The sequence below is a fragment of the Brevundimonas sp. GW821-FHT10A07 genome (assembly GCF_059415785.1).
This window is the reverse complement of sequence record NZ_JBWKNX010000007.1, coordinates 151,078-167,874: the sequence shown is the minus strand read 5'-3', so window position 1 is coordinate 167,874 and position 16,797 is coordinate 151,078. Positions and strand designations below refer to the sequence as shown.

At 69.5% G+C, this 16,797-nt stretch carries 19 protein-coding genes; 2 read left to right on the top strand and 17 right to left on the bottom strand.

All coding sequences use genetic code 11. From position 1 onward, the window contains the following. Positions 1–219: 219 nt before the first annotated feature. From ftsH to tolB, 6 genes are all read right to left on the bottom strand, one after another. Positions 220–2,184: an ATP-dependent zinc metalloprotease FtsH gene (gene ftsH, locus AC07NC_RS07995; RefSeq protein WP_035310714.1), complete on the bottom strand. Its 1,965-nt coding sequence runs from the start codon at positions 2,182–2,184 to the stop codon at positions 220–222. Continuing rightward, complete coding sequence (gene tilS / locus AC07NC_RS07990; RefSeq protein WP_494569178.1) at positions 2,181–3,530, bottom strand: tRNA lysidine(34) synthetase TilS; 1,350 nt, start codon at positions 3,528–3,530, stop codon at positions 2,181–2,183. The genes ftsH and tilS overlap by 4 nt, the downstream gene beginning before the upstream one ends. Beyond that, positions 3,521–4,369: a tetratricopeptide repeat protein gene (locus tag AC07NC_RS07985; RefSeq protein WP_008260269.1), complete on the bottom strand. Its 849-nt coding sequence runs from the start codon at positions 4,367–4,369 to the stop codon at positions 3,521–3,523. The genes tilS and AC07NC_RS07985 overlap by 10 nt, the downstream gene beginning before the upstream one ends. Before the next feature lie 43 nt (positions 4,370–4,412). After that, positions 4,413–5,549 carry a DUF3667 domain-containing protein gene (locus tag AC07NC_RS07980; RefSeq protein ID WP_494569177.1) on the bottom strand — a complete coding sequence of 379 codons (1,137 nt, stop codon included), beginning with the start codon at positions 5,547–5,549 and terminating at the stop codon, positions 4,413–4,415. Positions 5,550–5,658: 109 nt separating this feature from the next. Continuing rightward, positions 5,659–6,213 (bottom strand): peptidoglycan-associated lipoprotein Pal, encoded by a 555-nt coding sequence (pal, locus tag AC07NC_RS07975; RefSeq protein ID WP_494569176.1) that lies wholly within the window; start codon positions 6,211–6,213, stop codon positions 5,659–5,661. Positions 6,214–6,329: 116 nt separating this feature from the next. Next, the gene (gene tolB, locus AC07NC_RS07970; RefSeq protein ID WP_008264114.1) at positions 6,330–7,703 is read right to left on the bottom strand and encodes a Tol-Pal system beta propeller repeat protein TolB; all 1,374 of its coding nucleotides are present in this window, start codon (positions 7,701–7,703) and stop codon (positions 6,330–6,332) included. A 142-nt stretch (positions 7,704–7,845) separates the two neighbouring features. Here tolB and AC07NC_RS07965 point away from each other — a divergent pair, with 142 nt between their 5' ends. Together AC07NC_RS07965 and AC07NC_RS07960 are read left to right on the top strand one after the other, a co-directional pair. After that, positions 7,846–8,073, top strand: a complete 228-nt coding sequence (locus AC07NC_RS07965; protein WP_154726421.1) for a CopG family transcriptional regulator — start codon at positions 7,846–7,848, stop codon at positions 8,071–8,073. Further along, positions 8,070–8,507, top strand: a complete 438-nt coding sequence (locus tag AC07NC_RS07960; RefSeq protein ID WP_492072549.1) for a TA system VapC family ribonuclease toxin — start codon at positions 8,070–8,072, stop codon at positions 8,505–8,507. The genes AC07NC_RS07965 and AC07NC_RS07960 overlap by 4 nt, the downstream gene beginning before the upstream one ends. 3 nt (positions 8,508–8,510) lie before the next feature. On the opposite strand, the gene tolA is transcribed toward AC07NC_RS07960, so the two are convergent. The 11 genes from tolA to AC07NC_RS07905 all read right to left on the bottom strand — a co-directional run bounded on the left by tolA (position 8,511) and on the right by AC07NC_RS07905 (position 16,784). Beyond that, positions 8,511–9,341, bottom strand: coding sequence for a cell envelope integrity protein TolA (gene tolA, locus AC07NC_RS07955; RefSeq protein ID WP_494569175.1), 831 nt, complete (start codon positions 9,339–9,341; stop codon positions 8,511–8,513). A gap of 4 nt (positions 9,342–9,345) precedes the next feature. After that, on the bottom strand, positions 9,346–9,798 hold the full coding sequence (gene tolR, locus AC07NC_RS07950; protein WP_008260741.1) for a protein TolR: 453 nt from the start codon (positions 9,796–9,798) through the stop codon (positions 9,346–9,348). Positions 9,799–9,801: 3 nt separating this feature from the next. Then, on the bottom strand, positions 9,802–10,554 hold the full coding sequence (gene tolQ / locus AC07NC_RS07945; protein ID WP_008259719.1) for a protein TolQ: 753 nt from the start codon (positions 10,552–10,554) through the stop codon (positions 9,802–9,804). Between the two features lie 141 nt (positions 10,555–10,695). Then, entirely contained in the window at positions 10,696–11,121 is a 426-nt protein-coding gene (locus AC07NC_RS07940; RefSeq protein WP_008262994.1) for a hypothetical protein, read from the bottom strand. 27 nt (positions 11,122–11,148) lie between these two features. Next, complete coding sequence (gene ybgC / locus AC07NC_RS07935) at positions 11,149–11,607, bottom strand: tol-pal system-associated acyl-CoA thioesterase (protein ID WP_494569174.1); 459 nt, start codon at positions 11,605–11,607, stop codon at positions 11,149–11,151. Positions 11,608–11,616: 9 nt separating this feature from the next. Then, complete coding sequence (locus AC07NC_RS07930) at positions 11,617–11,988, bottom strand: hypothetical protein (protein ID WP_494569173.1); 372 nt, start codon at positions 11,986–11,988, stop codon at positions 11,617–11,619. Then, positions 11,985–13,451 carry an alpha/beta hydrolase gene (locus tag AC07NC_RS07925; protein WP_494569172.1) on the bottom strand — a complete coding sequence of 489 codons (1,467 nt, stop codon included), beginning with the start codon at positions 13,449–13,451 and terminating at the stop codon, positions 11,985–11,987. The genes AC07NC_RS07930 and AC07NC_RS07925 overlap by 4 nt, the downstream gene beginning before the upstream one ends. A 212-nt stretch (positions 13,452–13,663) precedes the next feature. After that, positions 13,664–14,695, bottom strand: a complete 1,032-nt coding sequence (gene ruvB, locus AC07NC_RS07920; RefSeq protein WP_426025502.1) for a Holliday junction branch migration DNA helicase RuvB — start codon at positions 14,693–14,695, stop codon at positions 13,664–13,666. A 214-nt stretch (positions 14,696–14,909) separates the two neighbouring features. Then, the gene (gene ruvA, locus AC07NC_RS07915) at positions 14,910–15,527 is read right to left on the bottom strand and encodes a Holliday junction branch migration protein RuvA (protein WP_494569171.1); all 618 of its coding nucleotides are present in this window, start codon (positions 15,525–15,527) and stop codon (positions 14,910–14,912) included. Next, a complete protein-coding gene (gene ruvC / locus AC07NC_RS07910; RefSeq protein WP_008259243.1) occupies positions 15,524–16,042 on the bottom strand; it encodes a crossover junction endodeoxyribonuclease RuvC in 519 nt (172 codons plus the stop codon). The genes ruvA and ruvC overlap by 4 nt, the downstream gene beginning before the upstream one ends. Positions 16,043–16,088: 46 nt before the next feature. Then, positions 16,089–16,784 (bottom strand): MgtC/SapB family protein, encoded by a 696-nt coding sequence (locus tag AC07NC_RS07905; protein WP_008259017.1) that lies wholly within the window; start codon positions 16,782–16,784, stop codon positions 16,089–16,091. Between the last annotated feature and the right edge of the window lie 13 nt (positions 16,785–16,797).

The following is a 16,797-nucleotide window of genomic DNA, read 5'->3' as shown; positions in this document are numbered from 1 at the left end:
ACCCTGCTTGTCGGACTGGGGCGATGGGTGTGGCGACGCAGGCAAAGAAAAACCCGCCGGGAGATCGCTCCCGGCGGGTTCATTCAACATCGTCATCCTCGGGCTCGACCCGAGGACCGGATGTTCAACCGCGTTGCGTCAAAGGCGACGCACAGCCTGATCCCGCGCCGATCCTCGGGTCAGGCCCGAGGATGACGGAGAGAACGGAGACATCCCGCCTCAGTGCACGGTCGGCACGCTGGTCGCGGCCGGGGCGGCGACCGGGATCTCGACCGTGGTCCCGTCCGACACCGGCGTCACCGGCACCGAGACCGAGGGGCCGGCGTTGGGGAAGTTGTTCTCGTCGCGGTTCGGGGCGACGCCCTTCTCCAGCAGATCCTTGATCTCCTCGCCCGACAGGGTTTCGTACTCCAGCAGGGCCTGCGACAGCTTCTCGTGATGATCGGCCTTGGTCGTCAGGATCTTGCGGGCCTCGTCCCAGCCCGAGGCGACCAGACGGCGGACCTCCTCGTCGATGGTGCGGGCCGTCTCTTCCGAGACGTTCTGGCTGCGCGCGACGGAGTGGCCCAGGAAGACCTCTTCCTGATTGTCGCCGTAAGCCACCGTGCCCAGCTTCTCGGAGAAGCCCCAGCGCGTGACCATGGCCCGGGCCAGCTTGGTCGCCTGTTCGATGTCGGAACTGGCGCCCGAGGTGATGTTCTCCTTGCCGAAGATCAGCTCCTCGGCCACCCGACCGCCGGCCATGATCGCGATCCGGTCGATCATCTGCTGGTATTTCATCGAATAGCGGTCGCCTTCCGGCAGTTGCATCACCATGCCCAGGGCGCGGCCGCGCGGGACGATGGTCGCCTTGTGCACCGGGTCGGCCATCTTGACGTTCATGGCGACGATGGCGTGACCGGCCTCGTGATAGGCGGTCAGGCGCTTCTCTTCCTCGTTCATCGCCATCGAGCGACGTTCCGAGCCCATCATCACCTTGTCCTTGGCGTCCTCGAAGTCGCGGTGCGTGACCATGCGACGGTCCTTGCGGGCCGCCGTCAGGGCCGCCTCGTTGACCAGATTGGCTAGGTCGGCGCCCGAGAAGCCGGGCGTGCCGCGCGCGATCGTCTTGACGTTGACGTCGGCGGCCAGGGGCACGTCCTTCATGTGGACGCGCAGGATGCGTTCGCGGCCCGAGACGTCGGGGTTCGGAACCACCACCTGGCGGTCGAAACGGCCGGGACGCAGCAGAGCCGGGTCCAGCACGTCGGGACGGTTGGTGGCGGCGATCAGGATGATGCCTTCATTGGCCTCGAACCCGTCCATCTCGACCAGCAGCTGGTTCAGCGTCTGTTCGCGCTCGTCATTGCCGCCGCCCAGGCCGGCGCCGCGATGGCGGCCGACGGCGTCGATCTCATCGATGAAGATGATGCACGGCGCGTTCTTCTTGGCCTGTTCGAACATGTCGCGAACCCGCGACGCGCCGACGCCGACGAACATCTCGACGAAGTCCGAGCCCGAGATCGAGAAGAAGGGCACGCCGGCTTCACCGGCCACGGCGCGGGCCAGCAGGGTCTTGCCGGTGCCGGGAGGGCCGACCAGCAGGGCGCCCTTGGGGATCTTGCCGCCCAGGCGCTGGAACTTGCCCGGATCCTTCAGGAAGTCGACGACCTCCTGCAGTTCCTCCTTGGCCTCGTCCACGCCGGCGACATCGTCGAAGGTCTTGCGGCCCTTGTGCTCGGTCAGCAGCTTGGCCTTGGACTTGCCGAAGCCCATGGCGCCGCGCGCCCCGCCCTGCATCTGGCGCATGAAGAAGATCCACACCCCGACCAGCAGCGCGATCGGCAGGATCCCCATCAGCAGGCTCATCCAGATCGACTGGCGCGTCGTCTTGGCGTCGACGTTGACGTTGGCGGCCAGCATGGAATTGACCAGCTGCTCGTTCGGATAGGGGGTGGTGGCGGTGAAGCGGCCGTTGTTCTTGTAGACGCCGTTCACCTGGTCGCCGCGAATGGTGGCTTCCTTGACGTCGCCGGCCTCGACCCGCTGCACCAGCTGGGAATAGGTGATTTGTTCGGGGCGGCCGGCGCCCTGAGCGCCCTGGGCGCCCATGCCGGTCACGGCTCCGCCTTGCGACACGGCGGCGTAGGCCGCGAGCAGGGCCAGGATGATAACGCCCGTGATCGCCAGATTTCGCAGGTTCATTGAGGTCCTCGGTCGTCCGCCGGCCCGGATTGAGCCCACGGTCTGGATTGTCTATCACCGAAAATAGGCGCTTCGGCTGCGTTACGCCATGGCGGCGCAATCAGATCGTCTTCATGCGTCGTTTCGTCCAGCGCCAGCCTGAGCCGTTCCGCGACAAGCTCGCGCCGTTCGACCCCCGCGCCTGCAAGAACCGGCCCGGCCTGCCCGTCCCGGATCAGGACGGGAACCGCCCCCCGCGCCGCCGCCGGCGCCCGGTTCACCGCCGCCCGATCCGCCGCCGACAGGGCCGACAGCCGCCCCCGCGCCGGGGCGACCGACCAGCCGGCCTCCGACGCCCGAAAGGCGAACCGGCCGTCCCACACCGCCTCGACGCCGGGATGCAGCAACAGCGGCGGCGGCGCGCGGCGCGCCAGTTCCCCGGCCTCGCGCATCAGCAGGACCGTCTCGCCGTCCGCCTCGACCCGCGCCCCGCACAGGGCGGCGGCGAAATCCTCGCCCGCCTGCAGCCGTTGCACCAGCCGGTCCAGCCGATCCCCGCGCGGCGGCGTCGCCCCGCCGCCGACACAGACCAGGGCCGCCGCCAGCCCCCTGGCCCGCACGTCGCGCGCGATCCGCACCGTCCCGTCGTGGTTCGCCGTGATCCCTTCGGACGACGGGCGGTCCCGCCCCGCCGCCGCCCCGTCCGGAACCGTCCCCGCCAGCGCCCGCCGCGCGCGGCTGCGGCCGAAGCGGGGGTCGGCGTTGGCCGGATCCTCGATCCAGTCCGCCCCCTGCCCGGCCAGCCAGGCCCGCAAGGTCTCGCGGCGTTCATCCAGCAGGGGCCGCAACAGCATCAGGCCCCGCCCCTCGGGCCAGACCGGCGACGGCGACCATTCGCGCACCCGCCCCAGGGTCGAGCCCTCGGCCCGCATCAGATCCGCCTCGGCGATGTCGTCGGCCGTATGGGCGAACAGCACGACCCGCGCCCCGGCCGCCCGCGCCGCCTCGGCGATCAGCCGATGACGCGCCGCCCGCGCCGCCGCCGTCAGTCCGGTCGCGGGCTTGTCCCCGCCCCAGACCAGTCCGCGCCAGTCCGCGCCCGCCGCCCGCGCCGCCTCGCCCGCAAACCGGGTCCAGTCGGCGCTGGCCGGGTTCAGTCGGTGATCGACGCTCAAGGCCGTCAGCGGCCGCCCCCGCGCCCTGGCCCAGGCCGCGGCCAGTCTCAACAGGGCGATGGAATCCCCCCCGCCCGACAGGGCCAGGGCGACCGGCTGGGGGGCGTCAGAACTCAGCCGCCGATCCAGCCGCGCAAAGACCCGAGCGACAAGGCCCGTATCGGTTCCGTCGATCCCGGGCCTCAGCTGCACCCGTTGGCGGTCTTCATCTGGGTCGCGCGGGCCTTCAGCGTGTCCGAGGCGGCGGGCGCATAGCGGCGCGTGAACTCGCCCAGGGCCGCGCAGCCCTGGGTCTTGCGGTTGGTGGCGAACAGGGCGTCGGCCAGTTTCAGCGTCGTATCGGCGGCCCAGCCGATGCGCGGCCAGTCCTTCAGGGCGGCGGCGTAGAAGGGCACGGCGCCGGCCTTGTCGTTCGACGAGGCGCGGATGTCGCCCAGACGGGAGTTGGCCTCGCGCGCCTGGGGCGTGTCGGGCCAGGCGGCGACCACGGTCTCCAGCGCCCGCGCGCCGCGCGCCCGGTCGCTGCTCATCAGCTGCACCGCCGCGGCCAGATCCTGGGCCGCGTCGCCGGTCGGGGAATGGGCTTCGATGGGGGCGTTCAGCTCGGCCGCCGTCTCCAGCTTCTCGATCCGGGCCTCGGCGTCCAGCAGCCGGGCGCGCAGGGCGGCGGTGTCGCGCTGGGCCTCGTCCAGCTGGAAGGTCAGCCGCTCGTTGTCGCCGTTGATGCGGCGCACCGTGGCTTCCAGGTCCTCAAGACGCTGGTTCATCAGGCCGAACTGGCCCTGCAGGGTGACGACCTCCGGGTCGGGCTCGACCAGCACCGGCTCGCCGGCGGCGTTGCGTTGGGTCAGGGCGCGCTCCAGCCGACGGACATTGCGATCCAGTTGTTCCAGCCGGCGCTTGTCCCATTCGATCGGCTGCATGATGTTCGGCGCCGCCTGCTGGGCGACGGCGCCCCCGGCGATCAGGACCAGGCCGACGGCCGTGGCGGCGAAGGCGCGGCTGCGCATGAAGGAGAGCTTGAAGGTCATGGGTCGCTAGGTTCCACTGATTTGGGGCCGCCGCAAGGCAGGGTCAGTGCCCCAGCCCCAGATAGACGATGGCCATGATGAACAGGCCGATCACGATGTTGCAGAAGAACAGCAGCAGGACCGTCCGCCACAGGGCCGAAAAGATCGACAGACTGTACGCCCCCTTCAGCTGGGCGAACACATGGACGGGGATGGCGGCCACGCCGATGGCGGTGACCAGTCCCCCCAGCGGGCCGTTTATCGTTCTGGCCAGGACGATGACCATCAACAGCAGGGCCATGAAGGTCAGCGAATACAGCACGAACACCCCATGATCATACAGGGTGAAGCCGCGTCGCCACAGGAACAGCAAGGCCAGGAACGGGATCGAGAACGGCACCAGCAGGAAGGCGAACTTGTACATCGTCTGCTGCAGCTTGTAGAGGGCCAGGTCCGGGTTCTGTAGCTTTTTCAAGACTGTAGCCCCGAACCCGTGATCATCCTTGTCGGCCTCGTGGCCCATGACCTTCAGCTTGGTCGTGCCGCCCGACACATCGTCGCCCGAGGCGATGTCCTTGATGCTGGCCTGCCAGCTGCCCGGCTTGAGCCCGTCGGCCCGCCCCTGGCTCTGCTCGGTTTCCAGTCGCGCCAGCGCCGCTCGCTTCTGCGCCACCAGGGCCTCGCCGGCCTTGATCCCCATGTCGGCCATGCCCGAGGGGTCGCTGGCGGCTTCGGCGCGGGCCTCGGCCAGACCGCGCTCCGCCTCGAGCAGTTCCTGACGCTGCTCCTGAATGTCGCCGGCCAGCACCACGGGCGCCGACGGCTGGGGCATGAAGCTCAGCGCGAAGAACATGACGAACAGGGTGAACAGGAAGATCGCCAGCGGCGACACATAGCGGGTCCGCCGGCCCTCCACCCATTCCCGCGTCAGCCGGCCGGGATTGAAGGCCAGCAGCGGCAGGGTGCGCCAGACGCGGGCGTCGAAATGCATGACCCCGTGCAACAGCTCCTCGCCCAGGTGCAGCAGGGTGCGGTGCACATGGGTCGCCTGGCCGCAGTTGGCGCAGAAATTCCCGCTGGTCGCCGCGCCGCAGTCGGAACAGACGCCATGTCCCGCCTCGCCCGCATGCCCTGTCGGCTTCTCGACCGCCCCCGCGATCAATCCCCCGGTGATCGCGCCACCGGCCCCTTCGATATCCAAACGCCAATCCCCCGATCGAATCCGCCGCCACCTTGATCACCCGGCAGGCAAAAAGAAAGAGGCGCCGGCCTTGGCCGACGCCTCCATCCGTCTCGTCCGGTCAGTCGTCTCAGCGCGGGGCGCCCGAGACGATGGCGGTGTGGGCGTTGCGGTTGCGCGCCCAGCTGTCCTCGCTGGACCCCTCGGCGATCGGACGCTCCTTGCCGTAGCTGATGGTGTCGATGCGGCCGGCCGGCACGCCGCGATTGATCAGATAGGTGCGCACGGCCTCGGCGCGGCGGGCGCCCAGGGCCAGGTTGTATTCGCGGGTGCCGCGTTCGTCGGCGTTGCCTTCGATGCGGACGGTCACCTGCGGATAGCGCTGCAGCCACTGGGCCTGGGCGTCCAGGCGCGGCATGGCTTCCGAACGGACGTCATAGGAATCCAGGTCGAAATAGATGCGGTCGCCGACGTTGACGACGAAGTCCTGTTCCGTGCCGGGGGCGGCGGCGCCCATGTTGCCGCCCGTCACCGGACCGGTCGGGGCGGTCGGATAGGCCGGGCCGGTCGGCGCGGTATCCGGAGCGGCGGGCACGACGCCTTCGACCGGCTTGCGGGCGCAGGCGGCCATGGCGGCGACGGCGCAGCCGACCATGGCCAGGGTGATGATACGTGAAGTCTTCATGGGGTCGTCTCCTGACACTTTGAAATTAGGACGGAGGCCTAAAGCTTGGCCATACAGTTTGCCCGGGCCCGATTTCGAGCGCCAGACGGAATAACACACTGTTGAGCCGAACGGGCTCAGCTCGGGCAGCTGTCGGCCCCCTGGCCATAGCCCAGGTTCGACGGCGGCGTGTCCAGCAGGGGCGACCAGGCCGGGTCGGTGCCGCGGCCGTTATAGCCCGCCTGGGCCACAACCCGCCCCGACAGGTCCACGGTCCACAGCCGCGTGTCCCCGCCCCGCGTCTGGCGCGCGAACATCACATAGCGGCCGTTGGGGGCCCAGTTCGGGCCTTCCTCGAAATAGCTGGACGACAGGATGCGTTCGCCCGAACCGTCAGCGTTCATCACCCCGGTCGAGAACCGGCCGCCGCCGCTCTTGGTGAAGGCGATCAGATTGCCCGTCGGGCTCCAGGCCGGCGCCGTATAGGTTCCGCCGCCGCGCGAGATCGGCCGCTGGCCCGAGCCGTCGGCCCGCATCACATACAGCCGCGCCTGGCCCGAACGGTCCGAGTTGAACACGATCTGGCTGCCGTCCGGGCTGAACGACGGCGAGGTGTCGATGCCGGGATCCGACGTCAGGCGCGACAGCTGCCGGCTGCGCAGGTCCATCACATAGATGTCGGTATTGCCGCCGCGGATGATCGAGAAGGCGATCTTGTTGCCGTCGTTCGAGAACCGCGGCGCCAGCACCTGGCCGTCGAACTCGCCCAGGCTTTCGGTGCGGCCCGTGGTCAGGTTCCGCAGATAGATCCGGCTATAGTCCTTGCCCAGCGCCACATAGGTGATCTCGTCCGGCTGCGAGGTCGAGAAGCGCGGCGACATGATGATCTCGTCGCCCTGGGTCAGATAGGTGGGATTGAACCCGTCCTGGTCGGCGATGGTCAGGCGGTTGATCCGGTTCAACTGCGTCCCCTCTTCCGAGACGAAGACGACCCGGGAATCGAAGAAGCCGGTCTCGCCGGTCATCCGCTGATAGATGACGTCCGAAATCTTGTGCGCGATCCGGCGCCACTGCTCCTGGGTGGCGGTGAACTGATAGCTGACCAGCTGGCACTGACGATACGGGTCATACAGGCGGAAGCCGACGTCCAGCCGGCCGTCGCCGCGCGGCGTCACCCCGCCGTACAGCACCGCCTGCGCCCCGATCTGGGTCCACTGCGGGAAGTTGGGCGCATTGGCCAGGGTCAGGCCGGTCTCGATGAAGCCGGCGGGGTTCAGCGGCTCGAAGAAGCCCGACCGCCGCAGATTGCCGCTGACCACATTGGAAATATCCGCCCCATGATCGCCGGTGAAGGGCACGATGGCGATCTGTAGGGGTTTCAGCACGCCTTGATCGATCTCGACCTCGACCGGCTGGCCCGCCTGCGCCGGAGCGGTCTGGCCCTGGGCCTGGGCCGAGGACACGCTCATGGCCACGACGGCGGCCGAGGCCAGAAGAAGGTTCAGACGCATGGAATGCTCCCGTAAGTCTCGAAGGATCGCCGCCCCTTATCGCCGGGTCGTGTGACATCCGCCAGCTTCAAGCCGAATGGGGCGACTTTCAGGACGGCTTAATCACATTGATGCGTGATGCGTGATGCCCTATCTTCCACCCATGCGCACCACCCTCGCCATTGACGACGACGTGCTGAACGCCGCACGAGCTATCGCGGTCCATCAAGACCGCACGATTGGCGAAGTCGTGTCCGAGCTCGCGCGACAGGCGCTGCAAAAGCGGGAGACGACCGTCCGCTTTCGCAATGGCGTTCCTCTTCTGCCAGATCGACCGGGACCAATGGTCACGCTAGAGGACGTCAACGCGCTCCGCGACGAACTGCCTTGACCTATCTGCTGGACGTCAATGTGCTGATCGCCCTCGTCGATCCGCGTCACGTCTTTCACGATACGGCGAACGGTTGGTTTCAGCGCGAGGCCGCCGGGTCATGGGCCACCTGTCCGATAACCGAGAACGGCCTGGTCCGGATTGTCGGCAACAGTCGCTATCGCAATCCGGTCGGGCCTCCGTCCGAGGTCGTTCGGATTCTCGAACTGTTGCGGGACATGGCGGGTCACGTCTTCTGGCCGGACGCCATCAGCCTGGCTGACGACCGGTTGTTCGATCCATCGGCCCTGACGACGCCCGAACAGATCACCGACGCCTATCTGCTGGCTCTGGCCGTCTCGAACGGCGGTCGGCTGGCGACGCTGGATCGCCGCCTGTCACCGGACGCGGTCAGGGACGGGCGAGCGGCCCTTCACCTGGTCACCGACGCCTGACCTTCACCGGTTGCGGCAGGCCCGCTCGGTGTTGAACGTCGGGCGATAGGCCCCGCCGGGGAAGCCCTGGGGCACGTCGAACGGAGCCGTCTGGCGCAGGGCGCGCAGGGCGCCGTCGGCGGCGGCGCGATAGACCGACGACGACTGCGGATTGATCAGCGACGGCCCGCGCGTGATCCGCCCGTCGGCCGACAGGGTCAGCTCCACCTGGATCCGCAGCTGGTCGGCGCCGGGGATGTCGCAAGGCAGGACCCAGTTCGGATAGACCTGATTGAAGATGGCCGTCACCTGCGGCCCGGTCGCCTGGGACGCCGTCCCTGCGCCCTGCTGACCCGTCGCCGGACGGCCGCGATTATTGTTCGGCCGCGTCGGTCCCGCCAGGGCGTCCAGGTCCAGACTGGGCTCATTGCGTTTCGGCGCGGGCCGGGCCGGCGTCGGCGGGGTCGGTCGCGGCGGGGTCGGGCGCGCCTTCTCGGGCGTCGGCGGCGACGGACGGGGCGGCGTGGGCCGCGGCGGAGTCGGGGTCGGGCGCGGCGTCGGACGCGGCGGCGCAGGCGTCGGGGTCGGCGGCGGGGGCGTCGGTTGCGGAGCGGGCGGCGTCGGCTCTTCCGGCGCGCTGACCGGGGCGGTCGCCGCATCGTCGGGCGAGGGTTCCGGCTGCGGATTATCGGCCGGCGCCGCCGCGATCACCGTCTCCGACACGATGGTCACCGGCACCGAGTTCACCAGCGGCTTGGGCTCGTCCGCCTTGTGCGAAAACGAAACGAAGGCGAGCGCGACCACACCCGCGTGCAGGGCGATGGATCCCAGAATGGCTGGGCTGGGCCGACGCAAGCGATCAGGCCTCCGGCGCCGTGTCGGTGATCAGGTTCAGCTTGGTGAAGCCCGAGGCCGACAGTCGCGCCATCACCCGCGCCACCGCCTGATAGGGCGCCCGGCCGTCGGCGCGCACGAACACCGGCCGCTCCGACGCCTTGTCCGATCCGCCGGCCTCGGTCAGCAGACGCACGGCGAGATCGTCGAACGACGTCTCGCTGTCGGCGATGAAGATGGCGCCCTGCTGGTCGATGCTGACCGACAGGGGCTCGTTGTCCGTCTCGACCGCGCTGGCCTCGGTCTTGGGCAGCTCCACAGGGACGCCCACGGTCAGAAGCGGCGCCGAGATCATGAAGATGATCAGCAGCACCAGCATCACGTCCACCAGGGGCGTGACGTTGATTTCGGTCAGGGGGCCTCTGCGCCCCCGCCGTCCCCGACGCCCGCCGCCGCTCGCACCGCCGCCCAGGGCCATGGCTCAGACGCTCCGGTTCAGATTGACGCCCGACGACGGCGCGGTCGGGGCCGGCGGCGTCGCTGAACTGCCCAGACGCCGCGCCACCGCCGCCTGCAGGTCGTCGGCGAAGGCGTCCAGCCGTCCCGCGAACTTGCCCGCGTCGATCGAGAACTTGTTGTAGGCGATATAGGCCGGGATGGCCGCCGCCAGGCCGATGGCCGTGGCGAACAGGGCCTCGGCGATGGCCGGCGCCACCGTCGTCAGATTGGTGTTGCCCGCCGCCGCGATGCGACCGAAGGCGTTCATGATGCCCCAGACCGTGCCGAACAGGCCGATGAAGGGCGAGGCCGTCGCCACGACCGACAGCACGCCCAGGCCGTTCTCGATGCGTTGGCTCTCGCGCGAGATCAGGCTGTTCAGCGCCCGGTCGATCCGGGTCATCAGCAGGTCGCCCTGATGGTCGTTCAGCGCCCCGCGCTGACGCGCCTCGCGCCAGTCGGACAGGGCGATCACCAGCATGCGCGGCAGGGCGTGTTCCGGCGCGGGCCCGGCCTGGGTCGCCACGTCTTCCAGCGAACGCCCCGACTGAACCGCCTTTTCGAACTCGTCCGCCTGCCTGTTCAGGGCGGTGAAACGGAAGGCCTTGTCGATGATGATGGTCCAGGACCACAGCGACGCCGCCGCCAGGCCGATCATCACCGTCTTCACCACCCAGTCGGCGGTCAGGAACAGTTCGACGGGATTCATCATCGAGGCGTCGACGGGCGTAGTCATTCAGGCGCTCCGGGCGGGGTCGGCTGCGGATTGGAGATTGGCGACACCCTCTTCGACCGAGCGGGCGTGACCATTGTGTGGCGAGGGCGGCTTCTAGCCTTCCCGAGCACGCGCGTCATCTGACAGGCGCGTCATAAAAGCCTACTCGGTCGTCGTCCTGCGCGTCGGATCGACCGCCACCGAGACGGGGGCGCCGACGCTGATGATCACGCCCTCATGGCCTTCCTTGGCGATGGAATAGGTGGCCGCGTCGCGCACCAGCTGTTCCTCGCAGGCCCGGTCGCCGGGGCGGCCCAGGGCCTCGCAGCCGCGCTTGGCCGCATCGGTCCAGCCCAGCACCCGGCGCGTCGCCGCCTCGGCCCGCTTGATGGCGGCCTCGTCCTCGGCCGCCGCCTGGGCGATCAGGGCCTGGCGCGCGCCCTGCTGGTACTGAAGCTCGGCCTGGCCCGCCATCTTGCGTTCCCAGACCTTGTAATAGGGACAGCCGACCAGTCCCCCGCCGACCACCAGGACCAGCAGCAGAAAGGACACGATCACGGCGCTGGCGGTGATTCCCTGGTTCTGCATGTTCGACCCTCCCCGGTTCGTCTGTTTCTAGTCGCCGTCGCCGGCGCTTGCCAGCCAGGGCGTGACCTTTTCGACCAGCGCCCTGGTGGGCCGGCGCGGCCGTCCGTCCAGATGGATGCAGACCGCCGTCACATCCGCCCGGCACAGCACCTCGCCCGCCCGCTCCACCGTCTGGCGGATGATCAGCCGCGCGCCCTTCACCGCCTCGTACAGGGTCCGCACCACCAGGGCGTCGTCGATCCGCGCCGGCTTCAGGTATTTGATGTTCAGCTCGGACACGACGAAGGCCAGCGGCTCGGCCTCCTCCAGAAGGACCGAATGGCCCACGCCGACGGCCCGCAGAAAATCCGACCGCCCCCGCTCGAAATAGCGGACATAGTTGGCATGATAGACTAGGCCGGTGAAATCCGTATCCTCGTAATAGACGCGTACCGGCAGCAGGTGGGCGCGCCCTTCGAAACGGCCGGCGGTGGGAAGATCGGTCATGCGCCCAGTCTAGCGCGTCGGCGGCCGGGTCAGGAAGCCGGGACAGTAGCGATCGCGCATGTCGCGGAACTCGGTCGGCAGCGGATCGTCGCTGAACAGGATGCGGCTGGTCAGGGACACGAAACCCACCGCCTGCCCGCCCCGCGTCCGCCCCACATAGCCGCACACCGCCCGCCTCTGGCCGATCTCGGAATAGCGCAATTCGGCCCCCGCCCCCAGCTGCTGGCGGATCTGGCGTTCAGCCCGGTGGATCGGCGCTTCCGGCGGCGCGACCCGCGTCCCGTGCGTCATGGCCCACACGCCCACGGCGGCGGCGATCAGGGCGACCGCCGCGGCAACAACAAACCAGGTCTCGTGGTTCTGGATTCGGCGTCGCATCATCCGGCCGGGGCGTCGTCCTCAATGAAATCCAGCGGCGTATTCGCCGCCGGCAGGCAGGTGCGATCCACCGGCGCGGACGGATCGCGCAGGAAGTCGCGCGCCATGCGGCGGGTGCAGGCGCTGGCGTTGATGACGCCATGGGTCGCATTGGTGACGATCACCACCTGGCTGTTCGCATAGCCCTGGGCCGCCGCCTGGGTCAGGGCCGGCGGGCAGCCCGGATCGATCTCTGCGGCGACGAACAGGGTCGGGATGTCGGTCTTGACCGGCAGGTTCTCCACCGGATCGGCCGCCCCCACGTCCACGGCCGCGCAGACGTCGAACAGGCGCGACAGCGACGGGACCAGCACCTGCGCCACGGGGTCTCCAGCCGCGCCCGCCGCCAGCCGCACCCTGGATTCGAACGGCAGCTCCTCCTTGCACAGGTGCGCCATGTGCTGGCCTTCGAAATAATAGGTGCGGTCCTCGGCGATCTCGGCCACCGGCGTCAGGTCGCCGGCGATGATCTTCTCCAGATCGGCGGGCAGACGCCGCACGCCCCGGCCGCTGTAGGTCGTGTCCATCAGGAAGGCCGACAGGTCGTCGACCGTAAAGGTCTGGCCGTCCTCGCCCGTCACCGGTCCCGCCAGCCAACGCCGCGCCTCAGCCTCGAACCGCGCCTGAAGGTCCGGATGCCGCGCGGCGCAGTCGGCCTGGACGGCGCACTTGGCCAGGACCAGCCGCACCGCCGTCGAAACCTGTTCCGGCGTCCCCACGGCCCAGTTGCCTTCGGGCGGCCAGGGGCTGTCCATCACCGCAGCGCGCACGATCTGGGGCTGGTGGGTGATGACGGCGGCCTCGATGCGCGGCCCATAGGAGCCGCCCCACAGGTCGATCTTCGTCAGCCCCAGCGCCTGGGTCATTTCGCGCACGTCGTCGGCGATGGCGGCGGCGTTGTACCAGCGCAGATCGACCCCCTTGGCCTGATAGGATTTCAGACAGGCGATCAGCCCGTCGCGATCCGCATCGGACGGCGGCCCCGCGTCGGTCAGTTCGACGCCGGGACAGTCCATCGACGGATCGCTCTCGCCGCCCCCGCGCTGGTCGAACAGGATCACGTCCTGATCGACCGCCATCAGGTCCGGACGCCGCGACAGGGCGCGCAGGATGTTTCCCGCCCCCGATGTCAGCGCCCCGCCGGGTCCGCCGTGGAACATCACCATGGGCGGCAGGGCCTGGCCCGAGGCGTCCTTGTAGGGCGTGCTGGCCTTGAGGATCACCACCGCCACCCCGATACGCCGGTCGGTCGAGCCGTCGCGCGCCTCGTCCACCGTCAGGGTTCCGCACCGCGTCTCGCGCACGTCCGTCGGCCAGTCCGCCGGACAGGCCGTATCCGTGAATACGGGCGCTGCGGCCTTCACAGGCGGGGCCAGGGCCGTCAGGCCGGAGACGACCGCAAGGACGGCCAGGGTGCGCAGGATCATGTGACGGCTCCGGTTCGGCGACAGCAAACCTCCGCCCGCCCCGCTTGGCAACCGCCTATTGGAGATCGGCGGCGATCAGGCCCCGATCAGGCGGCCCGCTTCTTGCGCGCCGCTTCCGTCAGCGCATCGGCCATCCGCTCGCGCCAATCCTCACCCTCTTCGGCGAAGGCGCGAATGATTGCTCGCATCCTTGCCCGGGTCGAACGCGAACTTCATTCAAACAGGTCGCCCGGGACCGGCCCGGCGGCGGGCGGCGGCGGGGCGCTCAGCCCCAGGTGTGCATAGGCCTTGGCGCAGGCCATGCGGCCGCGCGGGGTGCGCATGATGAAGCCCTGCTGCAGCAGATAGGGTTCGATCACGTCCTCGACCGCGTCGCGCGCCTCGGCGATGGCCGCGGCCAGGGTGTCCATTCCCACCGGCCCGCCGCCGTAGTTTTCGATCAGGGCCTTCAGGAACCGCCGGTCCAGACTGTCCAGCCCGGCCTCGTCCACCTCCAGCCGGGCCAGGGCCTTGGCCGCGACCAGTTTCGAGATGGTCTCGGCGCCGTCCGCCGAGGCGAAGTCGCGCACCCGACGCAGCAACCGCCCGGCGATCCGGGGCGTGCCCCGCGCCCGCGACGCGATCTCGCGCGCCCCGGCCTCGTCGATGGCCGCGCCCATCTTGCGCGCCGTGCCCCGCACCACGGCCGTCAGTTCGTCGGGCGTGTAGAACTCCAGCCGCAGAGGGATGCCGAACCGGTCCCGCAGCGGCGTGGCCAGCAGCCCCGCCCGCGTCGTCGCCCCGACCAGGGTGAAGGGCGCCAGGTCGATCCGCACCGAACGCGCCGACGGCCCCTCGCCGATGATCAGGTCCAGCACATGATCCTCCATGGCCGGATACAGGATCTCCTCGACGTTCGGGCTCAGCCGGTGGATCTCGTCGATGAACAGGACGTCGCGCGGCTCCAGATTGGTCAGGATCGCCGCCAGATCCCCCGCCTTGGCCAGGATCGGGCCGGATGTGGCCCGGAACCCCACCCCCAGCTCGCGCGCCACGATCTGCGCCAAAGTCGTCTTGCCCAGTCCCGGCGGGCCGAACAGCAGCACATGGTCCAGCGCTTCTGACCGGCCGCGGGCGGCGTCGATGAAAACCTTCAGATTGCCCTTGGCCTGGGACTGGCCGACGAACTCGGACAGGGTCTGCGGCCGCAGGGCGCGGTCGAAGGCTTCGCCCGTTTCGGCTTCTGGAGAGATGATGCGGGTCATGGTTGATCGCAGTGGCGAGTGGGGGCTGAGTGGCGAGTGACGAGTGGCGAGTGGCGAGGAGTGAGAAGTGCTAGTGAGCAAGAAGTGAGCGACGACCGGTCCAGGTTCACACAGGATCGCTCACCCCTGCGCTCACTATTCACTCGCCACTCGCCACTCGTCACTCGCCACTCAGCCCCCACCTGCCACTCGGCAGCCACTCGCCACTCCAAAATCACCGCCCCAACTCCTGCAGGGCCGCCCGGATCACCGCCGGCAGTTCCGCCTCGTCGCCCAGCCGGATCAGGGCCTGATCCACCGCCCGCCGCGCATTGACCTCGGCCACGCCCAGCCCCAGCAGGGCCGAGACGGCCTCGCCGGTCAGGGACGGCGGGGGCGGCGCGATCTCGACATGAACGCCCGGCGCCGTCGGCGCGAAACTGACGTCGCCCAGCGGCTTGCCCTTCAGCTCGGTGACGATCCGCAGCGCCAGCTTGGGGCCCACCCCATTGGCCCGCGCCACCGCCGCCTTGTCCTCGCGCGCCACCGCGCCCGCCAGTTCGCCCGGCGGCAGCACATCCAGGACCGCCAGCGCCGCCTTCGGTCCCACGCCCTGGATGGCCAACAGAGTGGTGAAGGCCCGCCGTTCGTCCCGCGTCAGAAATCCATACAGGCGCGGCCCCGCGTCCTCGCTCCACTGCGAATGGACATGGATCGTGGCCTCGTCGCCCGGCGCCGGCAGCCGTCCCAGGGTCCGCGCCCCGCACGACACGACATAGCCGACCCCGGCGCAGTCGATCAGGCAGTCCGCCTCCCCGACCTCGGCCAGCACGCCTCTCAGACGCCCGATCACGCCGCCCCCCGGTGCATGGCTTCCAGCAAGGACCGTTTCCTCAGTTGCGCATGGGTGACCGCCACGGCCAGGGCGTCGGCGGCGTCCGCCTTGACGTCCCCCGCCGTCGGCAACAGTCGCTTGATCATGAAGGCGATCTGGCTCTTGTCCGCATGGCCCGCCCCGACCACGGCCTTCTTGATCAGATTGGGCGAATATTCCGCGACCGCGAGGCCCAGCTTGGCCGGGGCCAGCATCACCGCCGCCCGCGCATGACCCAGCTTCAGGGTCGAGGACGGGTTCACATTGACGAACACCTCTTCCACCGCCGCCTCCTCGCAGCCGTGGTCGGCGCAGATGGTCCCCAGGGCCTCGAACAGGAACAGCAGGCGCTCGGAAAAGGGCGCAGCCTCAGGCGGGGCCACCACCCCGTGCGCCACCCACCGCAGACGCGCGCCGTCCGAGACGATCACCCCCCAGCCGGTGCGTCGCAGACCGGGATCCAGCCCGATGATTCTGACAGGTTCGTTCGCCATCCGTTCCCCTCATGCCGCAAAGAGGGTTATCGGGCAATGAACGGTTTCAATCGTCGCGCGGATCCAGGCGATAGCCGGTCACGCCCGGTACGGCGCCCAGCTGCTCCGCCAGACGTTGCAGGTCCGTCTCGCTCGCCGCCTTCAGCCGCCAGGTGCGTCGCGCCCGTCCGTCCTCCGTCATTTCGAACCGTCCGGGGCGCACGTCGGCGTCCGTCGTCCGCAAGGCCGCCTGGACCGCGGCCTCGGGCGAGGGCTCGCGCCGCTCCCAGCAGACGACGGCGTCGATCACGGTCCGCCCCGGCAGGCGCTGGTCGATCAACCTCAGCCCGCCCAGGATCGCCGCCGTCACCACCGTGCCCAGCGCCCCCAGTCCGTACAGGCCCACGCCGAACAACAGGCCGATGGCCGAGGTGATCCACAGCGACGCCGCCGTGGTCAGGCCGTGAACGGAAAAGCCGGTGCGGAAGATCACGCCGGCGCACAGGAAGCCGATCCCCGTCAGCACCCCGTGCGCCATCCGGGTCGGGTCGGTGGTGATGGTCTCGTTCGGCAGGGCGCGAAACGCCCAGTCCGCCTGGGACAGGGCCGCCAGCATCAGCAGGGCCGAGGCCAGGCTGACCAGGATATGGGTTCTGAATCCGGCCGCCCGGCCGCGCCATTCGCGCTCCAGCCCGATGACCCCGCCGGCGACGACGGCGCCCAGGACGGGCGGAACTGCATCGATGAGAACGTCCGCGACCATGCCCGATCAACCG